Origin of the sequence: Vibrio echinoideorum (assembly GCF_024347455.1) — a bacterium.
GTDB classification, from domain to species: domain Bacteria; phylum Pseudomonadota; class Gammaproteobacteria; order Enterobacterales; family Vibrionaceae; genus Vibrio; species Vibrio echinoideorum.
Genome location: NZ_AP025483.1, coordinates 3,256,779 through 3,276,754, shown reverse-complemented (window position 1 = coordinate 3,276,754; position 19,976 = coordinate 3,256,779). Strand labels below are relative to the sequence as shown.

At 45.5% G+C, this 19,976-nt stretch carries 14 protein-coding genes and 17 tRNA genes; 21 read left to right on the top strand and 10 right to left on the bottom strand.

Annotated elements, in window-relative coordinates:
• Positions 1-119: 119 nt before the first annotated feature.
• Genes frdD through frdA form a run of 4 tightly spaced genes read right to left on the bottom strand, consistent with a single transcriptional unit; the run spans position 120 to position 3,491 of the window.
• Positions 120-506 (bottom strand): fumarate reductase subunit FrdD, encoded by a 387-nt coding sequence (gene frdD, locus OCV36_RS14790; RefSeq protein WP_054547900.1) that lies wholly within the window; start codon positions 504-506, stop codon positions 120-122.
• Positions 507-518: 12 nt separating this feature from the next.
• Positions 519-902, bottom strand: a complete 384-nt coding sequence (gene frdC, locus OCV36_RS14785; RefSeq protein ID WP_004733341.1) for a fumarate reductase subunit FrdC — start codon at positions 900-902, stop codon at positions 519-521.
• Position 903: 1 nt separating this feature from the next.
• Positions 904-1,668: a succinate dehydrogenase/fumarate reductase iron-sulfur subunit gene (locus tag OCV36_RS14780; protein ID WP_004733343.1), complete on the bottom strand. Its 765-nt coding sequence runs from the start codon at positions 1,666-1,668 to the stop codon at positions 904-906.
• Positions 1,668-3,491, bottom strand: coding sequence for a fumarate reductase (quinol) flavoprotein subunit (gene frdA / locus OCV36_RS14775; RefSeq protein WP_017076353.1), 1,824 nt, complete (start codon positions 3,489-3,491; stop codon positions 1,668-1,670). The genes OCV36_RS14780 and frdA overlap by 1 nt, the downstream gene beginning before the upstream one ends.
• A gap of 484 nt (positions 3,492-3,975) precedes the next feature.
• On the opposite strand from frdA, the gene epmA reads away from it, so the two are divergent.
• Positions 3,976-4,947, top strand: coding sequence for an elongation factor P--(R)-beta-lysine ligase (gene epmA, locus OCV36_RS14770; RefSeq protein ID WP_135459274.1), 972 nt, complete (start codon positions 3,976-3,978; stop codon positions 4,945-4,947).
• Positions 4,948-5,099: 152 nt separating this feature from the next.
• Here the strand turns inward: epmA and OCV36_RS14765 are convergent, their stop codons facing one another.
• The 5 genes from OCV36_RS14765 to rsgA form a co-directional block, all read right to left on the bottom strand.
• Positions 5,100-5,987 (bottom strand): DMT family transporter, encoded by an 888-nt coding sequence (locus tag OCV36_RS14765; protein ID WP_135459272.1) that lies wholly within the window; start codon positions 5,985-5,987, stop codon positions 5,100-5,102.
• Positions 5,988-6,149: 162 nt separating this feature from the next.
• Positions 6,150-8,030, bottom strand: a complete 1,881-nt coding sequence (locus OCV36_RS14760; RefSeq protein WP_135459270.1) for a methyl-accepting chemotaxis protein — start codon at positions 8,028-8,030, stop codon at positions 6,150-6,152.
• A 561-nt stretch (positions 8,031-8,591) separates the two neighbouring features.
• Entirely contained in the window at positions 8,592-10,007 is a 1,416-nt protein-coding gene (locus tag OCV36_RS14755) for an SLC13 family permease (protein ID WP_135459268.1), read from the bottom strand.
• Between the two features lie 335 nt (positions 10,008-10,342).
• Entirely contained in the window at positions 10,343-11,254 is a 912-nt protein-coding gene (asd, locus tag OCV36_RS14750) for an archaetidylserine decarboxylase (protein WP_135459266.1), read from the bottom strand.
• Positions 11,255-11,379: 125 nt separating this feature from the next.
• The gene (rsgA, locus tag OCV36_RS14745; protein WP_135459264.1) at positions 11,380-12,435 is read right to left on the bottom strand and encodes a small ribosomal subunit biogenesis GTPase RsgA; all 1,056 of its coding nucleotides are present in this window, start codon (positions 12,433-12,435) and stop codon (positions 11,380-11,382) included.
• A gap of 149 nt (positions 12,436-12,584) precedes the next feature.
• Between rsgA and orn the strand changes: the two genes are divergently transcribed.
• From orn to OCV36_RS14655, 18 genes are all read left to right on the top strand, one after another.
• Positions 12,585-13,130, top strand: a complete 546-nt coding sequence (orn, locus tag OCV36_RS14740; protein ID WP_135459262.1) for an oligoribonuclease — start codon at positions 12,585-12,587, stop codon at positions 13,128-13,130.
• 179 nt (positions 13,131-13,309) lie between these two features.
• A tRNA-Gly gene (locus OCV36_RS14735) sits at positions 13,310-13,385 on the top strand.
• Positions 13,386-13,462: 77 nt separating this feature from the next.
• A tRNA-Met gene (locus OCV36_RS14730) sits at positions 13,463-13,539 on the top strand.
• Positions 13,540-13,635: 96 nt separating this feature from the next.
• Positions 13,636-13,711: transfer RNA gene (locus tag OCV36_RS14725), tRNA-Gly, on the top strand.
• Positions 13,712-13,771: 60 nt separating this feature from the next.
• Positions 13,772-13,848 (top strand) — tRNA-Met (locus OCV36_RS14720).
• A 75-nt stretch (positions 13,849-13,923) separates the two neighbouring features.
• A tRNA-Gly gene (locus OCV36_RS14715) sits at positions 13,924-13,999 on the top strand.
• Positions 14,000-14,059: 60 nt separating this feature from the next.
• A tRNA-Met gene (locus tag OCV36_RS14710) sits at positions 14,060-14,136 on the top strand.
• A gap of 75 nt (positions 14,137-14,211) precedes the next feature.
• Positions 14,212-14,287: transfer RNA gene (locus tag OCV36_RS14705), tRNA-Gly, on the top strand.
• Between the two features lie 60 nt (positions 14,288-14,347).
• Positions 14,348-14,424 (top strand) — tRNA-Met (locus OCV36_RS14700).
• A 75-nt stretch (positions 14,425-14,499) separates the two neighbouring features.
• Positions 14,500-14,575, top strand: a tRNA-Gly gene (locus OCV36_RS14695).
• A 60-nt stretch (positions 14,576-14,635) separates the two neighbouring features.
• Positions 14,636-14,712, top strand: a tRNA-Met gene (locus OCV36_RS14690).
• Positions 14,713-14,787: 75 nt separating this feature from the next.
• Positions 14,788-14,863 (top strand) — tRNA-Gly (locus OCV36_RS14685).
• A gap of 60 nt (positions 14,864-14,923) precedes the next feature.
• Positions 14,924-15,000: transfer RNA gene (locus tag OCV36_RS14680), tRNA-Met, on the top strand.
• A 76-nt stretch (positions 15,001-15,076) separates the two neighbouring features.
• Positions 15,077-15,152, top strand: a tRNA-Gly gene (locus OCV36_RS14675).
• A 60-nt stretch (positions 15,153-15,212) separates the two neighbouring features.
• Positions 15,213-15,289, top strand: a tRNA-Met gene (locus OCV36_RS14670).
• Between the two features lie 96 nt (positions 15,290-15,385).
• Positions 15,386-15,461, top strand: a tRNA-Gly gene (locus OCV36_RS14665).
• 60 nt (positions 15,462-15,521) lie between these two features.
• Positions 15,522-15,598, top strand: a tRNA-Met gene (locus OCV36_RS14660).
• A 77-nt stretch (positions 15,599-15,675) separates the two neighbouring features.
• Positions 15,676-15,751 (top strand) — tRNA-Gly (locus OCV36_RS14655).
• Positions 15,752-16,383: 632 nt separating this feature from the next.
• On the opposite strand, the gene queG is transcribed toward OCV36_RS14655, so the two are convergent.
• Complete coding sequence (queG, locus tag OCV36_RS14650) at positions 16,384-17,526, bottom strand: tRNA epoxyqueuosine(34) reductase QueG (RefSeq protein WP_135459047.1); 1,143 nt, start codon at positions 17,524-17,526, stop codon at positions 16,384-16,386.
• A gap of 247 nt (positions 17,527-17,773) precedes the next feature.
• Between queG and tsaE the strand changes: the two genes are divergently transcribed.
• Positions 17,774-18,238 carry a tRNA (adenosine(37)-N6)-threonylcarbamoyltransferase complex ATPase subunit type 1 TsaE gene (gene tsaE, locus OCV36_RS14645; protein WP_004735870.1) on the top strand — a complete coding sequence of 155 codons (465 nt, stop codon included), beginning with the start codon at positions 17,774-17,776 and terminating at the stop codon, positions 18,236-18,238.
• Positions 18,232-19,941 carry a LysM peptidoglycan-binding domain-containing protein gene (locus tag OCV36_RS14640; protein WP_017073488.1) on the top strand — a complete coding sequence of 570 codons (1,710 nt, stop codon included), beginning with the start codon at positions 18,232-18,234 and terminating at the stop codon, positions 19,939-19,941. The genes tsaE and OCV36_RS14640 overlap by 7 nt, the downstream gene beginning before the upstream one ends.
• Positions 19,942-19,976: the final 35 nt, after the last annotated feature.

Here is a 19,976-nt window from a genome sequence, read left to right as displayed (position 1 = left end):
GATAAGAGATTCGACAAGCAATAAAAAAGCAGAGCTGGATAACCTAGCTCTGCTTTCGCTTTTCTGCTTTTAAGCTCTTCGAATCTCGATTACTCGAATCCCGCATCTGCTCTTAACTGTTAGATCATAAAGATGAAGATAACAGACAACGCGCTGATTAGGCCTGCAACGAAGTAACAGCCCACTTTACCTGCAACGCCGACGTGGAACTTAAGGTCGTGCATGCCGTGGTGAAGACGGTGCATTGCGTGCCACATTGGCAATGCTAGCGTACCGATGATGAATAGAGCACCGATAATGCTGGTGGCGAATTCAGAAACACGCTCGTAGCTCATTGCATCTGCATCGATAATGCCCATAGGCACTAAGATACCCAGCACTAGAATCGTGATCGGAGTGATCATCGCGAACCAAGTACCGCCAGCGCCGAATAGGCCCCACCAGATTGGTTCATCAGAGCGCTTAGGATCGTGGTTAACAGGTTTCATTTTGTAATTTGTGTTCATAACGAAAGCTCCTTACACCACCATGAGAACGATTAAAGAAATAAATGCCACCGCTGCCCACTGGGTCAGTACGATGATTCTTTTATCTACCAATTTGCCTTTAAGGCGGATTGGCATTACTTGAGGCATCATGCTGAAGAAGGTCTGAGCGTGCAGTAAGCTGCCTAGCAGTGCCACGATGTTGATACCAACAACGACAGGGTTAGCCATAAAGCTCAACCAACCTTCCCACGCTTCAGGCCCTTTCACTAGCGAACCCAAACCGAAGGTTAGGAACAGAGTGAACAGAATCAAAGGCAGTACAGTCGCTTCACGTAGCATGTAGAAACGGTAGAACGGATGGTTGCTCCACCACGTTCTCTTCATTTCACGAACATAAGGTTTACGATTGCTCATATTACGCTTCCTCCGTCGCTTTAACCGGTTCGCCATCAGGTTTGAACATCGAGATAACGAAGTCCATTGAAGACTCAACTTTACCTTGGTTTACTGCAGCCGCTGGGTCTACTTTCTTCGGACAAACGTCAGAACAGTAACCTACAAACGTACAGCCCCAAGCGCCATTGTCGCCATTGATAAGCTTCATACGTTCAGCTTTACCATTGTCACGGCTATCTAGGTTGTAGCGGTGAGCAAGAGCAAGTGCCGCAGGGCCGATGAACTCAGGGTTTAGACCAAACTGAGGACACGCTGCGTAACACAAACCACAGTTGATGCAGCCAGCGAACTGTTTGTACTTCGCCATTTGCTCTGGAGTTTGGATGTTAGTGCCGTCTTCTGGCTTGCGGTCGTTACCAATGATGTAAGGTTTGATTGCTTCAAGGCGCTCGATGAACGGCGTCATGTCGACAATCAAATCTTTCTCGATTGGGAAGTTAGCCAAAGGCTCAATCTTGAAGCCATTCGGGTAGTCACGTAAGAAGCTTTTACATGCCAGTTTTGGCACGCCATCAACCATGATGCCGCAAGAACCACAAATCGCCATACGACAAGACCAACGGTAAGACAGGTCTTTATCTAGGTTATCTTTGATGTAACCAATCGCATCAAGTACTGACATGGTTTCATCAAACGGAACTTCAAAGGTTTGAAAGTGAGGTTCTGCATCGTGCTCAGGGTCATAACGCAGGATTTCAATTTTTTGGATTCGATTCGCTGACATTATGCTTGCTCCTCTTCGCTCTTCTTAGCATTCTCTTCTGCCGCTTTTTCAGCAGCAGCGGCTTTCTCAGCTGCTTCACCGTATAGACGAGCTTTAGGTTGAGATTTAGTAATCTTAACGCCGCTGTAGTCGATAGTTGGTGCTGCATCTTCGTTGTAGAAAGATAGAGAGTGTTTCAGGTAGTTCACATCGTCACGTTCTGTGCAGTTGTCGTCTAGACGTTGGTGTGCACCGCGAGATTCTTTACGAAGAATCGCTGAGTGAACCATTGCTTCAGCAACTTCAAGACCGTAGCCCACTTCGATAGCGTAAAGTAGGTCAGTGTTGAACACTTTGCCTTTGTCTTTAATGCTGATCTTCTTGTAGCGTGCTTTCAGTTCAGTGATTTTGTCGATGGTTTCTTGCATCAAGTCTTCTTGACGGTAGATACCACAACCCGCTTCCATGGTGTGACCCATTTCAGTACGGATATCAGCCCAGTTCTCATCGCCTTCTTGAGCCAAGATACCTGCGATGCGATCTTCAACCGCTTTAATTTGCTTAGTGATAGCTTCTTCATTCCAGCCTTTGAATTCAGCTGCACGTTTTACGGCTTGTTCACCGGCTACGCGGCCAAATACTACAAACTCAGCCAGAGAGTTAGAACCTAGGCGGTTTGCACCGTGTAGGCCAACTGAAGCACATTCACCAACGGCGAATAGGCCTTTAATGCGAGTTTCACACGTACCGTTAGTTTCAATACCACCCATGGTGTAGTGAACGGTAGGGCGAATTGGGATTGGCTCTTTTGCTGGGTCAACGTTTACGTACGCTTTTGCAAGCTCACAGATGAACGGAAGACGCTCTTGCAGATACTCTTCACCAAGGTGGCGAAGGTCAAGGTGTACGACATCACCAAGCGGGTGCTTGATAGTGTTGCCTTTCTGCTGCTCGTGCCAGAATGCTTGAGAAACTTTGTCACGAGGACCCAGTTCCATGTATTTGTTTTTCGGCTCGCCCACTGGAGTTTCAGGGCCCATGCCGTAATCTTGCAGGTAACGGTAGCCGTTCTTGTTGACGATGATACCGCCTTCACCACGACAACCTTCAGTCATCAAGATGCCAGTACCCGGTAGGCCTGTTGGGTGGTATTGAACGAACTCCATATCACGCAGTGGAACACCGTGGCGATAAGCCATTGCCATACCGTCGCCAGTTACGATGCCGCCGTTGGTATTGCAGTGGTAAACACGACCTGCGCCACCCGTTGCTAATACAACAGATTTCGCTTTGATCGTAACAAGCTCACCTTCAGACATATGAATCGCGATTAGGCCTTGTACTTCGCCATCTTCAACGATCAAATCCACCACAAAGTACTCATCAAATCGTTTGATTGTGTCGTACTTCATCGAAGTCTGGAACAGAGTATGAAGCATGTGGAAGCCGGTTTTATCCGCTGCGAACCACGTTCTCTCTACTTTCATACCGCCGAATCGGCGTACGTTTACTTCACCGTTTTCTTTACGACTCCATGGGCAGCCCCATTGTTCCATTTGGATCATTTCGCGAGTCGAGTTTTCAACAAAGTATTCAACAACATCCTGTTCACATAGCCAGTCGCCACCGCCAACAGTATCGTTGAAGTGGTTATCTAGGCTATCTTCGTCTTTAATTACTGCTGCTGAACCGCCTTCTGCTGCTACCGTGTGCGAACGCATTGGGTAAACTTTAGAAATCAGTGCTACTTCCAATTCAGGATTAGCTTCAGCCGCAGCGATAGCTGTACGAAGACCAGCGCCGCCTGCGCCGATGACTGCGATATCTGTGGTAATTGTCTTCACAGTTATTCTCCAGTGTGATGCGGAGTATTCCGCTTGTTATTATAAAAAAGCTTATTGGTAGTACTTACTAATTGGCAGTACTTACTTATTGAGAGCAATAAACGGCAGCAACCGTTTCTCACCCCTAAGCCTTAAGTGGTAGGTTCAGTGTACGAGAGGAAGGTATTTGAAAAGTTGATGTATTTGGGTTTTTAGGTCGGTAATGCATATGGGGGCATAGAAATTATAGGTTATGTGACTGCAATCACGGCAATGAATTGTTGATAACCATTCCCCCACAAGACACGTGTTAACGGCTTGTTGAGTATGATTTTTGTTATCAATATGGGTTATGGTCAAATATTAGTAAATGTATTGTAGAACGTAATTTTCTGGCTTCATAAAATCTACATTCTGCTTTCATTAAGAGAAAGATAGAAGCTTACAAAAGAGATGAAAGGTGGTAATTTTCGTCACCTAGAACTCAGTGATATGGAACCTAACAATGCACTCCACATGGCAGCCTGCCGCAACCATTAAGCAGTTAAAGCAACGTGCTGATATCCTTAATCAAATTCGCCAGTTCTTTACAGAACGAAACGTGATGGAAGTGGATACGCCAGCGATGAGTCACGCCACGGTGACGGATGTGCATTTGCATACGTTCAAAACTGAATTCGTAGGGCCGGGTTATGCGCACGGCCAGCCACTGTTCTTTATGACGAGCCCAGAGTTTCATATGAAACGACTGTTAGCGGCGGGCAGTGGCTGTATCTACCAAATTTGTAAGTCTTTCCGTAACGAAGAAAATGGCCGTTATCACAACCCTGAGTTCACTATGTTGGAGTGGTATCGCGTTGGTTTTGATCATCATGACTTGATGGACGAAATGGACGTGTTGTTGCAACAGATACTGAAGTCAGGCACTGCAGAAAGAATGACGTATCAACAAGCCTTTATTGATGTGTTGGGTGTTTGTCCGTTGGAAGATTCGATGGATACGTTGAAGCAAGCGGCTGCACCACTTGGACTCAGTGATATTGCAGATCCAGAACAAGACCGCGATACGCTATTGCAGCTTCTTTTCAGTATTGGCGTTGAAGCGAAAATAGGCCAAGACGTTCCTGCCTTTGTTTATGATTTCCCAGCATCGCAAGCAGCGTTAGCTAAGATCAACCCTAATGATGCTAGGGTAGCGGATCGCTTTGAGGTGTATTTCAAAGGAATCGAGTTGGCCAACGGCTTCCATGAACTCGATAAACCACAAGAACAACTTCAGCGCTTTGAAAGTGATAATGCCAAACGTATTGAGATGGGCTTATCGCCTCAACCGATTGACCATCACTTAATTGAGGCGTTAAAAGCAGGCTTACCAGACTGTGCCGGTGTTGCATTAGGCATCGACAGGCTGATCATGCTGGCTTTGGGCTACGACCATATCGATGACGTGACGGCTTTCCCGTTCCCGCGTTCTTAGTTTTTTGCTTTTGCTTTTGTTTTTACTGAGAGTTAGTAGTCCTTAGCTATTAACGGTTAACCATTTACTCTCAGCTTTCAATCCGCTTCTAATCAGCTTAACTATCTGACCAAAATACCTGTACCCACTAGTTGACCAGAATACCAGTGCCACTAGCTGACCAAGATACCGGTACCCACTACGGCAACAATGGCGCCGAACCAAGCGTAGGCATTTGGTCTCTGCTTGGTGTACAACCAGAGTATCGGTAACAACATGATGGGCGTGGTCGAAGATAACAGAGCGACCATGCCGACATTGCCTTCCTGCAGCGCATACAAGATCAGCGTCATTCCTACAGCCATTGCCAAAAACCCGTTAACCGCGGTAATTGCGAATATCTGTTTATTCATTGGATTGATCGCGCGCGAAAGTTTGGCGCCCGTTAAACGAAAAAGTGAGTGAGCAACAAAGGCGGTGATCATTCGAATGGCAGAGGCGGCTATTGGGTCAATGCTAGTTTGCATCACGGGTTTGGCAATAATGCCGCCCAATGCTTGGCAGATCGCGGCGGTGATTCCCAACGCAACACCAATCCACACCGTGCCCTTAATGGTTTCGAGTTGGTTGTTCGCTTGTCCACGACGACCAAAGAATATCGCGGTTAATACACCACTAAACACCAACGCCGAGCCAATAAGCTCCACCGAAGTCATGCTTTCGCTAAACAGGAAGTAACCGAGAATGGCCGAGAACACGGCGTGACAAGAGAACAGCAAACCCGCTTGGCGTGGACCCATGCGGTTCAAACAGGCAAATAGGGCCGTATCACCAATGAAAATGCCAATTAGACCCGACAGCATCATCGGCGTGACTAAGTCAGCTTCCACACTTGACCAACCGCCAGTAAACCAAGCCATGCTTGATAAGATGATCGCGGTACAACCCATTCGCCAGCGGCTATAGGCGAAAGAACCTAAGTGTTGAGCAGGCTTTACTGACATTAGGCTCGCAATCGCCCAAAGAAAAGCGGCAGCTAGAGCTAACCATTCGAATCCCATCTGAATAACATCCTTGTGTCTGGGATAAATTAGCTCATCAATATGCATCAAACCGAACTGAGAACAAAGTGATTCTTATGAAAGAACGACTTTGTTTCAGTGATTAGTTTATGTCAGCTGTCGCTTGCTGGTGTGGCTCAACTTACTTTGCTTGAGGCGGCGCTATACCTTAAAGCGCTCTACGTCTTGGCGCATTGACTCTGCAGCGCTGCTCATTTCATTTGAGCTATTGCGACTGCTTTCCGCTTGTTGTGCTAGATCGTCAGAGGCATCTTTGATCCCTTGCGTATTGCGGCTGATGTCTTCGCTTACGGCGCGCTGTTCTTCTGCGGCACTCGCGATTTGCAGCGCCATGTCGTTGATTTCAGTGATCGCTAGCGTGATTTTAGTGAGGCTGCCATGGGCTTGCTCGGCGAAGCCAACACTGTTTTCGGCCAGTTGAGTGCTGGTGGTCATGCTTTGAACGGCATGTTCGGTATTCTTCTGTAGCGTATCAATCATCACGCGGATTTCTTCCGTTGAGCCATGAGTTCTCTGACTTAGCACTCGGACCTCATCAGCCACAACGGCAAACCCACGACCTTGTTCACCCGCTCGAGCGGCTTCAATCGCCGCATTCAATGCCAACAGGTTGGTCTGTTCGGCAATGCCTTGAATGGTGGATAGGATCTGGTTGATGCTTTGCGCGTTACTCTCTAATTCACGAATAACATTGGCGGCGTCTTCAACTTGAGTTGCGAGGCCAGTAATCGCATCTCGGTTTTGTTGGATAACTTCTTGGCCTTCGTTACAAGCGGTAGCGGATGCCTGAGAAGCGGATGCGGTTAATTCGGCATGGCTAGCCACTTCGGCTGCGGTGGCCGACATCTCATGAATCGCGGTCGCAATTTGGTTGATATCGTTTTGTTGATTCTCAACGCTAATCGAAGATTGGGTCGCCAGTTGATTGGCTTTCTCTGCATGGTTGTTGAGATCATGGCTGTGCTCTATTACGCCTTTCAGCATGCTTTGCATCTGGCTTAAGAACTGGTTCACAAGCTCGGCAAGTTTTCCAATCTCATCCATACGTGTGATATCAATGCGTTGGGTGAGGTCGCCTCTGCCTTGAGCGAGTTGAGTTAACGCTTCAGACAATGTTTGTAATGGGGAAAGTAGACGGTTGATGACCATTGTGCTCGCAATTGAAATGACGATGTACAAAATCAAAGAAGTCAGAGCGATGAATTGAATGGCATCGGAGACTGCAGAAAACGCCATTTCCTTATCGATAACAATACCTAACGACCAATCGGTGTTCGGTACATTGGCAATGTAGACCAGCTTATCGCCTTGACCAGGCCAAGTGAGAGTGGTGATCATTTGGTCTTGGAGCAGCTGTGACACCTTGTTGGTTGTTAGCTCTGGGTTCAAACTGGTCAGTGGTTTTTGACTCAAGGCTTCATCACTGTAGGCAACGATGTTGTTGTTACCATCCACTAAAAACGCAAAACCATCGTTCTCGAGTTTTACATTGAGTACGGTATCTATAATGCTGGTTACGGTTAAGTCCGCCGCGAGAACGCCCTGTTTTTCACCGTTGAATGCTTTAGCAAAACTGATGACGATGCTGCCGTCAAAGTCTTGATAAGGTTCGGTAATGATGAGGTCTGATGTCGCGTTGGCATCTTTATACCAAGGGCGAGTGCGCGGGTCGTAGCCTGCTGGCCAATCTTCACCTTTGTCGCCATAAGCGATAGTGCCATCGCTGAACCCTGCATATACAGACAGGAATTGTCCGGCTTGCTTGGTGATCAATAACTCGCGGTCAGAGTTACTATTATTTGAAATCGTAGATTCATTAGCAAGCATCATATCGCTGCGGATTGAGAGCCAATCGGCAATGTAATTCGTCGTGCCAACGCTAACATTTTTCATTTCTTGGTTGATCGCTACTTCAGTCTCTTGATTGAGTTGAGTAACCGATATCCAAGCTTGAGCGCCACTTACGACGGCAATAATGACCGCAATGGCGATCTGAATTTTAAACTTAATGGTATGTCTCAAGGTCTATTCCTCTCTATTAGACAAAAACCTAGGGCGTGTTGACCTTTCGTGGTTCAATTTTTTTCGAGATAAAAGCGTTTTAATCGCGGCGAGGGGGGAAGTAGCCTAGTCATTTTAAGCAAATCCCCCTCAACAAAGAGTAAAGCGCTTTTAGCCGAACCCTTCGGGCAGCGTTTGCTGGTCATTTCTGCTACGTCATCGGCTTCTCTTGTAGGCTAACTACACATCAAAACCTCTGCCTTGTCGAAATACCCAGCAATTCACTGCAAAAATCAGATCGAAAGGTCAATACGCCCTAATGACAGTGACGTACTTGATGGTGAACTGATGTGTCTCTGATAGGTGTCTAGTGTCGTCATATTTAAAATGCGAAACGTGTCTAAAATCATAATTTAAATATATATATGATTGTTTTTACTAAACAGTGAAGTGGAATCACAATAGGCTGTTACTAAGGTGTTAATTATTATCGATTTTATCTTGTCGCTTACAGCTTGATAAACCCTCCAGTTAGCGAAATTATGATTGCTATCTGGAGAGTTGTAACGAGGAATTGACGTGCTAGGTGATAATAAACAGTGCGAGGTAGACCATTAATAAGCCGACAATACCTAAGATGAGCCCCATCTTAGCCATGTCTTTACTCTCAATGAGCCCTGTCGAGTAAGCCAGCGAGTTCGGTGGTGTGGAAACCGGAAGGATCATACCCAATGAAGCCGAGAAGGCGACGACAACTAACAAGCCTTGCAAGCCGCCAATAGCGATTAAACTTTCCATCGAAGCACCAATAGCCGCGGCAATTGGCATCAATAAGTTAGCGGTGGCAGTATTCGACATAAAGTTAGCCATCAGCCAGCATATGATCGACAAAGTAAGCACCACGGACGTCGGGGAGAGCGATTCATAGTCAATCGCGTGTGCCAGTGCTGCAGCTAAACCCGTTTTATCAAGCCCAATGCCAATCGCGATACCACCGGCCACCAACCACAATACATCCCAGTTAATTAGCTTAAGTTCTTCTTTGCCCATGATGCCCGTTAGGGTAAAGACAGCCAGTGGAATGATAGAGACCACATAAGTGTTCATGCCATGCAGTTTGGTGGTCATCCATAGCAAGATAGTCGCGGCAAAAGTGACGTACACAACGATCGCACGCCAGCTTTTTCTAAATTGCCCATCGAGCTTGAGCACCATGTTTTTTTGCTTGGAAGGAAAAAATTTCTGAAGAAGGAACCAAGCGATGGTGAGTTGGATGATCACAAAGGGTAAACCCATCATCATCCAGCTAAGGAAATCGATACTGTTCTCACCCGTCAGGTATTGCAGTGCGATGGCATTGGGCGGTGTGCCGATTGGTGTCGCGATACCACCGGTGTTGGCCGCAATTGGAATACACAACACGAGCGCTTTAATCCCCATGTCGCCTTTTGGTGCTGACGCCACGATTGGGCCTAGCAGCGCGAGCATCATTACCGTTGTTGCGGTATTTGACATGAACATTGAGAACACGGCGGTGATCAGCATTAAGCCGAGCATAATGAAGCGCGGTTCGGTGCCGAATGGCTTAAGCAGCACTCGTGCTAAGTTGTTGTCGAGTTCGTACTTAGATGCCGATATCGCGAGAGCGAAACCACCCATGAAGAGGATGATGATTGGTGACGAAAATGCACCGAATATGTCGGTATATTTGATTAAATCACCGAGATCGTGTCCTGCTGGTGGGTTTCTAAATAGGTGTAGACCTTTGTCGGAAATCATCACCAGTTCAAGCGCAATGATCAAAATGGAAGTGGCGAATACCGGAACGGGTTCAAGCACCCACAGTAGAGCGGCCAACAAGAATATTGCCAACAAGCGGTGTTGAATCAGCGTGAGATCATCGATTGGGATTGAATCTATCGGCATGAATAACACGCCCAAGGGAATCGCAAAACAAATCAACAGCTTGACCAGAACGCCAACATTGAGTTTAGGCATGTACAAAGACCCCATGAATAAAATATCTTGAAATAGAGTAAGTTATCTGGATGTTTGGTACTTGGAGGCGAGTTGTAAAATCGAAAAGTTGTTTGAGATTTCAGCAACTGTTTTGTTTCTGGTCAATATTTCTTCTTGGTAATTCGACGTACTGCTCGTTGGGAGCAAGGTTGTCGGTAGTTAGATTGGTTGAAATCTTAAAGGGAAATATCTCGAAATAGATAAGAAAAAGGCGCGTTCTTCTCTGATATAGAAATAGAAAAAGTAACGCGCCTTTAATATGTCTATGAGTGAACTTGAATTGACAAGTAATATCGACAAGTTAACTCAGATCGTTAAGCTTGGTCAGTGTTCTCTGCTGAATCAACAGCTTCAGTCTCAGCTTCTTTACCCACAATGTGCGCGAAAGGTGTACCAAGAACGGTTTTCTCACCATTTTGCATCGTTTCGTCAAACTTGATTGCATCTTTAGCAAACAGGTTGATAACCGTTGAACCAAGCTTAAAGCGACCCATCTCTTCGCCTTTCTTCAAGACGACGGCTGTATCACCTTGTGCAGGGTAATCCCATTTGTAAACCGAGTTGCCACGAGGTGGTGTGATGGTGCCAGCCCATACTTGCTCGATGCTGCCAACGATAGTTGCGCCAACCAGCACTTGTGCCATTGGGCCAAACTCAGTATCAAAGATACAAACCACACGCTCGTTACGTGCAAATAGGTTTGGAACGTTCTCTGCCGTTAACGGGTTAACTGAGAAAAGGTCACCCGGAACGTAGATCATCTGACGCAGTGTGCCGTCACATGGCATGTGCACGCGATGGTAATCACTTGGCGACAAGTAAAGCGTTGCGAATTCGCCGTCTTTAAATTCATCCGCTAGAGCAGCATCACCACCCAATAGCTCACGCGCTGAGTAGTTATGGTTTTTAGCTTGAATCAGTTGACCGTCAGTAATTGGGCCAAACTGACTTACGCGTGCATCTGCAGGGTGAACAATCACAGATTCACCATCAGCTACAGGGCGCATGCCTTCTTTCAATTCACGTACGAAGAATTCATTGAATGTTTTAAAGTGTTTTGGATCGCTATGCAGAGCTTCATCCATGTTCACTTTGTATTGCTTGATGAACCAGTTGATGATCGCTGTCGTTAAGCCGCCCGCTTTAGCAGATGCCAGTTTACCAACTAAACGAGTCAGCCCATGCTGTGGGATCCAGTACTGCAATCCAACTTTAATCTTATCCATTGTATTAATTTTCCAATGCTAATTGTTTTTCAATTAAATCTGTCGATGACGGTTTAGGGCGCGAGATGTTACTTAAATTCGCGCCAATTGTCAGTAAATGCACACATTTGTTCACAAAAACGCGATTAGAGATCGGCTTTCTTGCTTCGTGAGTACTGACGGTTATCTTTGTTGTCAGCCATTGTTTCAATAATGCGATGGTAGCTAGCAAAACGTAAGCGGCTAATTCTACCGTCTTCAACGGCTTCACGCAGAAGGCATCCTGGGTCGTCATTGTGTTTACAGTCACGGAATTTACAACCACCTAGGTATGGCTTGAATTCAATGAAAGCATCAGTGACTTCATCGGGTTCTAAATGCCATAGGCCGAATTCACGTACCCCTGGGGAATCGATAAGATCACCACCAGAAGGGAAGTGATACAAACGCGCCGCAGTCGTCGTGTGTTGACCCAGTCCTGAGTTTTCAGAAACGGCGCCTTCTTCAATGTCTAATGTTGGCATTAGTGCATTCACTACGCTGGATTTACCCACGCCAGATTGACCAACGAAAATGTTGATACGATCTTTCAGTTCGGCTTCCAACTCTTTGATGCCGTAGCCAGACTCTTTACTCACGAACATCACTTTATAGCCGATTTTCTCGTATATTTTCAGCGTTTCGCGGTATTCCGCAATTTGCTGTTCAGTGAGTAGGTCGACTTTATTGAGAACCACAAGTGGTGCGATGTTGACGGTTTCAGAGGCAATTAAGTAGCGGTCGATGATATTAAGTGATAGCTCCGGCAGTACAGCAGATACGATAACCATTTGGTCAACGTTAGCAGCAACCGGTTTTAGGCCGTCGTAGTAATCAGGGCGAGTTAGCATTGACGTTCTAGGTTCAACAGCTTCTACAACACCAGAAATGCCAGCCATTGATTCAAGTCCTGCGCGCCAAATGACTTTGTCTCCGGAAACTAACGTTTCGATACTACGGCGTAAGTTACAACGGTGAACTTCGTTGGTTTCAAGATCTTCGATATCGACATGTTGGCCAAAGCGTGTAATAACGAGCCCACTCTTTGTTCCGCCAAGCATGTTCTCATCCCACTGGATAGAATCTTCTTTCTTGAGTCGCTTGTTCTGGTTGCTACGTACGCGACGTACCTGACCTTTGGTTAACTTCTTTTTTTTAGCCACAATTTTTCACTTAACACATCTAACTTGATGATTGAGGACTCAAACGGGATGTTGTTGGTACCACTGATTTCGATGGCCCTAAAGCTAGTTTGAGTATAGTTATTTGGGTATAGTACCTCTTTTATACATAAACAAATAGGCGACGCCTTATGTCCTTTAGCGATCAGAACCTTATTTGGGTTGATCTAGAGATGACCGGACTTGATCCTGAAACTCATAAAATTATTGAAATTGCTTCTATCGTTACAGATAGTGAGCTCAACATCCTGGCTGAAGGGCCTGTTTTGGCCATTCACCAGCCTCAGAGTGAACTGGACAAGATGGATGAGTGGTGCACGACAACTCATACTGGCAGCGGTTTAGTGAAGCGAATTCAAGAAAGCACTGTTTCAGAGCAGGACGCAATTCAACAAACGATTGAGTTTCTTGAGAAGTGGGTACCAAAAGGTAAATCGCCTATTTGCGGCAACAGCATTGGCCAAGACCGTCGTTTCTTATACAAACACATGCCAGAATTGGAAGAGTATTTCCATTACCGTTATGTTGATGTTAGTACTCTGAAAGAGCTTACTCGCCGTTGGAAACCTGAAATCCTAGATGGTTTTTCAAAGTCGGGAAGTCATCTTGCATTGGATGATATTCGAGAGTCGATCGCTGAGCTGCAGTACTACCGAAAAACGATTATTAACATTTAATCTGATCAAATGATCACGTTTGTCTAACTTTTCAGGGACATAAGAGTTGTTTTTTTTGCAAATTTGTGTGCTTTTTCAGCAGTTGAGTAAAAACTTACTGATTTTTGCATTAAGGACTTGCATCACAAAAAAATGCTCTTATAATTCGCAGCCCTGAACGACGAAAGACGTTTCAGATTGCGATACTAGCTCAGTTGGTAGAGCGCAACCTTGCCAAGGTTGAGGTCATCGGTTCGAACCCGATGTATCGCTCCAATTTCTTTCTTAGGATTGATGTTGGGAAATAGAGTCATTGACTTAAGCGTTTATGACGTAAAAAAGAAACATCCGGACGCGGGATGGAGCAGTTTGGTAGCTCGTCGGGCTCATAACCCGAAGGTCGTCGGTTCAAATCCGGCTCCCGCAACCACATTACAGCTAAACGTTGATAGCTTCTTTGCAGTAAGAACCTAGTTTATTGTCGTAATAACCTAGCTTCTAGCAGACAAGTTTAACGGTTAACTAAGCGATACTAGCTCAGCTGGTAGAGCGCAACCTTGCCAAGGTTGAGGTCATCGGTTCGAACCCGATGTATCGCTCCAATTTCTTTCTTAGGATTGATGTTGGGAAATAGACTCATTGTCTTAAACAATGCATCCGGACGCGGGATGGAGCAGTTTGGTAGCTCGTCGGGCTCATAACCCGAAGGTCGTCGGTTCAAATCCGGCTCCCGCAACCACATTACAGCTAAACGTTGATAGCTTCTTTGCAGTAAGAACTTAGTTTCTAGCAGACAAGTTTAACGGTTAACTAAGCGATACTAGCTCAGCTGGTAGAGCGCAACCTTGCCAAGGTTGAGGTCATCGGTTCGAACCCGATGTATCGCTCCAATTTCTTTCTTAGGATTGATGTTGGGAAATAGACTCATTGACTTAAACAATGCATCCGGACGCGGGATGGAGCAGTTTGGTAGCTCGTCGGGCTCATAACCCGAAGGTCGTCGGTTCAAATCCGGCTCCCGCAACCACATTACAGCTAAACGTTGATAGCTTCTTTGCAGTAAGAACTTAGTTTCTAGCAGACAAGTTTAACGGTTAACTAAGCGATACTAGCTCAGCTGGTAGAGCGCAACCTTGCCAAGGTTGAGGTCATCGGTTCGAACCCGATGTATCGCTCCAATTTCTTTCTTAGGATTGATGTTGGGAAATAGACTCATTGACTTAAACAATGCATCCGGACGCGGGATGGAGCAGTTTGGTAGCTCGTCGGGCTCATAACCCGAAGGTCGTCGGTTCAAATCCGGCTCCCGCAACCACATTACAGCTAAACGTTGATAGCTTCTTTGCAGTAAGCACTTAGCTTCTAGCAGACAAGTTTAACGGTTAACTAAGCGATACTAGCTCAGCTGGTAGAGCGCAACCTTGCCAAGGTTGAGGTCATCGGTTCGAACCCGATGTATCGCTCCAATTTCTTTCTTAGGATTGATGTTGGGAAATAGACTCATTGACTTAAACAATGCATCCGGACGCGGGATGGAGCAGTTTGGTAGCTCGTCGGGCTCATAACCCGAAGGTCGTCGGTTCAAATCCGGCTCCCGCAACCACATTACAGCTAAACGTTGATAGCTTCTTTGCAGTAAGAACTTAGTTTCTAGCAGACAAGTTTAACGGTTAACTAAGCGATACTAGCTCAGCTGGTAGAGCGCAACCTTGCCAAGGTTGAGGTCATCGGTTCGAACCCGATGTATCGCTCCAATTTCTTTCTTAGGATTGATGTTGGGAAATAGACTCATTGTCTTAAACAATGCATCCGGACGCGGGATGGAGCAGTTTGGTAGCTCGTCGGGCTCATAACCCGAAGGTCGTCGGTTCAAATCCGGCTCCCGCAACCACATTACAGTTACACGTTGGTCACTGCCTTGCAGTAAGCACTTAGCTTCTTAGCAGACAGGATTAACGGTTAACTAAGCGATACTAGCTCAGCTGGTAGAGCGCAACCTTGCCAAGGTTGAGGTCATCGGTTCGAACCCGATGTATCGCTCCAATTTCTTTCTTAGGATTGATGTTGGGAAATAGACTCATTGACTTAAACAATGCATCCGGACGCGGGATGGAGCAGTTTGGTAGCTCGTCGGGCTCATAACCCGAAGGTCGTCGGTTCAAATCCGGCTCCCGCAACCACATTACAGCTAAACGTTGATAGCTTCTTTGCAGTAAGAACCTAGTTTATTGTCGTAATAACCTAGCTTCTAGCAGACAAGTTTAACGGTTAACTAAGCGATACTAGCTCAGCTGGTAGAGCGCAACCTTGCCAAGGTTGAGGTCATCGGTTCGAACCCGATGTATCGCTCCAATTTCTTTCTTAGGATTGATGTTGGGAAATAGACTCATTGTCTTAAACAATGCATCCGGACGCGGGATGGAGCAGTTTGGTAGCTCGTCGGGCTCATAACCCGAAGGTCGTCGGTTCAAATCCGGCTCCCGCAACCACATTACAGTTACACGTTGGTCACTGCCTTGCAGTAAGCACTTAGCTTCTTAGCAGACAGGATTAACGGTTAACTAATGCGATACTAGCTCAGTTGGTAGAGCGCAACCTTGCCAAGGTTGAGGTCATCGGTTCGAACCCGATGTATCGCTCCAGCTTTCTTCTTAAAAAGCTATTAAGATTCTTTAAACCACCGTGTTTTTCTTTAGATCACAGAGTTTAAAGGCGACCTTAAAGGTCACGCTCTTTCTTTAATGCTGCGAAGCATAATCCCCCCAAAAAGCAAATAATCCTCCATCATGGTGGATATTTTTTTGTCTTAAATTTTTCTTAGCAACTGGAATGCTAGTAAACATCAGGTCTCTGAAGCAGATACTTGAGGTTTTTCACATCTATAAACAGACTTATCCACAATAAGTCGGATGTGGATAACTTGGTTGATAAAGTTATTTCAGGCTTAATTCTTTACATATCTCTAAAAGATCTTTCTTGTTTTCAATATATTAGCTGAATTGAGGCGATCGTAACTTGTTGTTTTTTATCAAGTTGACTACTCATCTTGAATTTGACAAAAGATCGTTAACTTATTGTTTTTTGATCTTAATCATTTATCGCTACTGTGTTTAACTTTGTGAGGGTGTCGGAAGTTTACGAGAGATCTGAATTTTTTCCACATTGTTAAAATTGAGAACAAGGTCAAACATTGTTCTAAAATTATGTGCAACGAGTTGTCTTAAATCTTGGACTGTTGGTGTCCGTTAGTCCGCCAATCGTTGGTACCTAAAGGCTAGGCGTCTCTCGGTAGTCCTTTTTCCACGATACGGATAAGTCTGTGCTTTTTGGTGGAGACTTTATTCTTGCCTTCTTGGATGCTACTGGCATTCGGCAACTGCTGTAGTTGTTTTTCCAAAGCCCACTCAATATGCACATCCAACATGTCGTTTTTGCCTTGATGAGATTCCAGTGTTTCAACAATACGTTGTTGAAATGGCGCATTGCCCATAGCAACAAAGATATTGCGCAACCACTGGGTGTGGCCGATGCGTCTTATTGCTGAGCCTTCCATTTTCTTCAGGAAGGTTGCTTCGTCCCAACTTGAAAGTGAAACCAGATCGGCTTCTTGAAAATCTTCTCTGCGATGAAAGTCTTTTTGCTCTGTGAGTTCGGCATGGCGATTCCACGGGCAAACTAACTGGCAGTCATCACAACCGTAGATACGGTTACCAATTGCGTCTCTATACTCTTCAGGTATGACGCCATCGTATTCAATGGTGAGGTAAGAGATACACTTGCGAGCATCCACTACGCCATCAGCAATAATGGCACCCGTTGGGCAAGAAGTGATACATGCGGTACATTTCCCGCACTCATCGATACTTGGCGTATCTACTGGGAGAGGGATGTTAACGAGCAGTTCTCCTAGGAAGAACCAAGACCCCGCGTCTTTATCTAAAATTAGCGAATGTTTTCCTGTCCATCCAAGCCCTGCTTTTTGAGCAAGCGGTCTTTCTAAAATAGGCGCTGAATCCACGAAAGGACGCGAGTCTAAACCTTCGACTTCTTTCTCAATTCTTTGTCCCAGCTTTTTCAACTGGTTACGGAACAATTTGTGATAATCGCGGCCTAAAGAATAACGGCTGATATAGCCTTGAGTGGTATCGCTTAGGTTAGAGGCAAACTGAGCTTCTGGTGGTAGGTAGTTCATTCGGGCGCTGATCACTCGAATGGTACCAGGATGAAGCTCATTAGGGCGAGCTCGCATCATGCCATGTCGTGCCATCCAATCCATTTCGCCGTGATTGCCAGCATCTAGCCATGTTTGAAGAGGGGCTTCGTGTTCACTTAAATCGACATCACAGATGCCAACTTTTTGAAAGCCTAGCTCTTTTCCCCAGATTTTAATTTTTTCAGCAAGATGGTCTAGATTCATGGCTTCATTCTTAATTCTTATTTTCTCTGTTTTACAATTAGAGATAAGGCTAATTAAAATTAGGTTCGGCAAAAATGGGGGCGGATCTTAACGGATCTTAGTGGTATTGACCAGAACAGACGTGTTTTGAGCAGTATTTTTCATAGAACTTACACTTGAGTGCTTGTCTCCCAAAAGCATCACGGTTTACTATTCTTGTTCTTTTGATTTTTATATAGTCAACGATCGATTTTTAGAGAACGTATTCATGAGCACGAAACAATTTACTTTGAAAGATGAACAAGCAACGATTCAATTAGGAACGGAGCTTTCTAATCTTTGCTCACAGCAGACGACTATTTATCTGCATGGTGATCTTGGCGCAGGCAAAACGACGTTCAGTCGTGGCTTTGTAAAAGCACTTGGCCATCAAGGAAATGTAAAGAGCCCAACGTATACTCTAGTTGAACCTTATCAACTTGCAGATTGGCAGGTGTATCACTTTGATCTTTATCGCCTAGCCGACCCTGAAGAGTTAGAGTTCATGGGAATTCGTGATTACTTTACTCCGGACGCTATCTGTTTGGTTGAATGGCCTGAAAAAGGTTATGGGATGCTACCAGAAGCGGATTTGGACATTGATATTCGTTACCAAGACGATCACCGTATTGTTTCTTTAACCGCTAATAGTGAATACGGACAGCGCTTACTCAGTCAGTTGGAGTTATGTTGATTTCTAGACGCCTTTTTTCAACAGTAGCAATGGTAGCTACTGTTTTCTCTTTATTGTTTTCTTCACTTGTTTCTGCGAACTCACTGAAAGGGTTGAGGGTTTGGCCTTCACCTGAAGAAACTCGTGTGGTTATCGATCTTAAATCCGAAGCCGACTTTAGCTATTTCACTTTGAGTAGCCCGAGTCGCTTAGTTGTCGATTTGAAACATACCGGCCTTGCGACCCAGTTACCTGTTGTGGTGAAGGATAGCCCTGTTCTGACGAAAGTTCGTAAGAGCTCTCCACCGGACAAAAATACTTTTCGCTTAGTTTTCGAGTTAAAGAAATCCTCTAAAGCCGATTTGTTTAAACTCAACCCAACACCGGGAGGTCAGTACGGTCATCGTCTGGTGATTGACTTCCCTCATGGTGCGGCAAGCAAAGGAACATCGACGCCGAGCAAGCCAACGGTAAGTAAGAACATTAACCAAGTGAAGCGCCAGCGAGATGTTCTTATTGTGATTGATCCTGGCCATGGTGGTGAAGACCCAGGCTCGATTGGTCCTTCTCGTAAATATGAGAAGAATGCGACGCTGAGTATCTCTCGCAAGCTTGCTGCACAGTTGAATGCCGTTCCGGGTATCAAGACACGCTTAACGCGTAATGCAGACTACTTTGTAAACCTTAACCGACGTGTTGCGATCGCTCGTGAAAATGAGGCGCACTTGTTTATTTCTATTCACGCCGATGCCTTTACAACGCCTCAACCAAGAGGTGGTTCGGTATTTGTGTTGAATACTCGACGAGCGAATACTGAGATTTCTCGCTGGATTGAGAATAAAGAGAAACAATCAGAATTGCTGGGTGGTAGCGGTGCGGCTTTCACTGGCAATACTGATGATAAGAACGTAAACCAAACGCTGCTTGATCTGCAGTTTAGCCACTCTCAAAAAGAGGGCTATAAACTGGCAACAACGATTCTGTCTGAGATGGGTAAGGTTGCTAAGCTTCATAACAGTAAACCAATCAATACCAGTTTGGCCGTATTACGTTCACCACAGATTCCATCGGTATTAGTAGAGACTGGCTTTATCTCGAACCCGACTGAAGAAAAGCTTCTTTTCCAACGTTCGCATCAAGATAAGCTTGCTCGTGCTGTGACTAAAGCGGTTGTTAAGTATTTGAAAGCGAACCCACCAGAAGGGATTATTCTTTCAAACGCGACAGTGCCGTCTAACTCTACTGGTCAGCATAAAGTGAAGCGTGGTGAATCGTTGTCTGTGATTGCTAAGAAGTATGGGACATCTACACAAGCGCTAGTGAAGTTAAATGGCTTGAAGTCGACGAGCTTAGCAATAGGTCAAACTTTGAAGGTTCCAAGTTCAGGTTCGCAAACCTCGACCACAACAAACCGTAAAACGGTGACGCATGTGGTTAAGTCAGGTGAGTACCTTGGAGGCATCGCTAAAAAATACGATGTTACGGTTGCTGCGATTAAACGAGAGAATAATCTACGCAGTGATACGCTTAGAGTCGGGCAGAAGCTCCGAGTCACCCACGATGTCAAAGCATTGCCTTTGCGAAAGCACAAAGTCGCAAGAGGTGATTATCTTGGGAAGATTGCCTCTAAGTACGGTGTGAGCGTTGATTCTATCCGTAAAGCAAATAATCTACGATCTGATGGCCTAGCTGTCGGGCAGGTGTTGATTATTCCGCACAAGTAATCTTTTTAACGAAGACATGTTTCCATTAATGGCAG

What these genes read in the sequence shown, in the direction of transcription:
- asd (WP_135459266.1), bottom strand. Translation starts at nt 11,254, where the DNA reads ATGGATAAGATTAAAGTTGGATTGCAGTACTGGATCCCACAGCATGGG.
- orn (WP_135459262.1), top strand. Translation starts at nt 12,585, where the DNA reads ATGTCCTTTAGCGATCAGAACCTTATTTGGGTTGATCTAGAGATGACC.
- tsaE (WP_004735870.1), top strand. Translation starts at nt 17,774, where the DNA reads ATGAGCACGAAACAATTTACTTTGAAAGATGAACAAGCAACGATTCAA.
- OCV36_RS14765 (WP_135459272.1), bottom strand. Translation starts at nt 5,987, where the DNA reads ATGGGATTCGAATGGTTAGCTCTAGCTGCCGCTTTTCTTTGGGCGATT.
- frdD (WP_054547900.1), bottom strand. Translation starts at nt 506, where the DNA reads ATGAACACAAATTACAAAATGAAACCTGTTAACCACGATCCTAAGCGC.
- frdC (WP_004733341.1), bottom strand. Translation starts at nt 902, where the DNA reads ATGAGCAATCGTAAACCTTATGTTCGTGAAATGAAGAGAACGTGGTGG.
- epmA (WP_135459274.1), top strand. Translation starts at nt 3,976, where the DNA reads ATGCACTCCACATGGCAGCCTGCCGCAACCATTAAGCAGTTAAAGCAA.
- OCV36_RS14755 (WP_135459268.1), bottom strand. Translation starts at nt 10,007, where the DNA reads ATGCCTAAACTCAATGTTGGCGTTCTGGTCAAGCTGTTGATTTGTTTT.
- queG (WP_135459047.1), bottom strand. Translation starts at nt 17,526, where the DNA reads ATGAATCTAGACCATCTTGCTGAAAAAATTAAAATCTGGGGAAAAGAG.
- OCV36_RS14780 (WP_004733343.1), bottom strand. Translation starts at nt 1,668, where the DNA reads ATGTCAGCGAATCGAATCCAAAAAATTGAAATCCTGCGTTATGACCCT.
- OCV36_RS14640 (WP_017073488.1), top strand. Translation starts at nt 18,232, where the DNA reads ATGTTGATTTCTAGACGCCTTTTTTCAACAGTAGCAATGGTAGCTACT.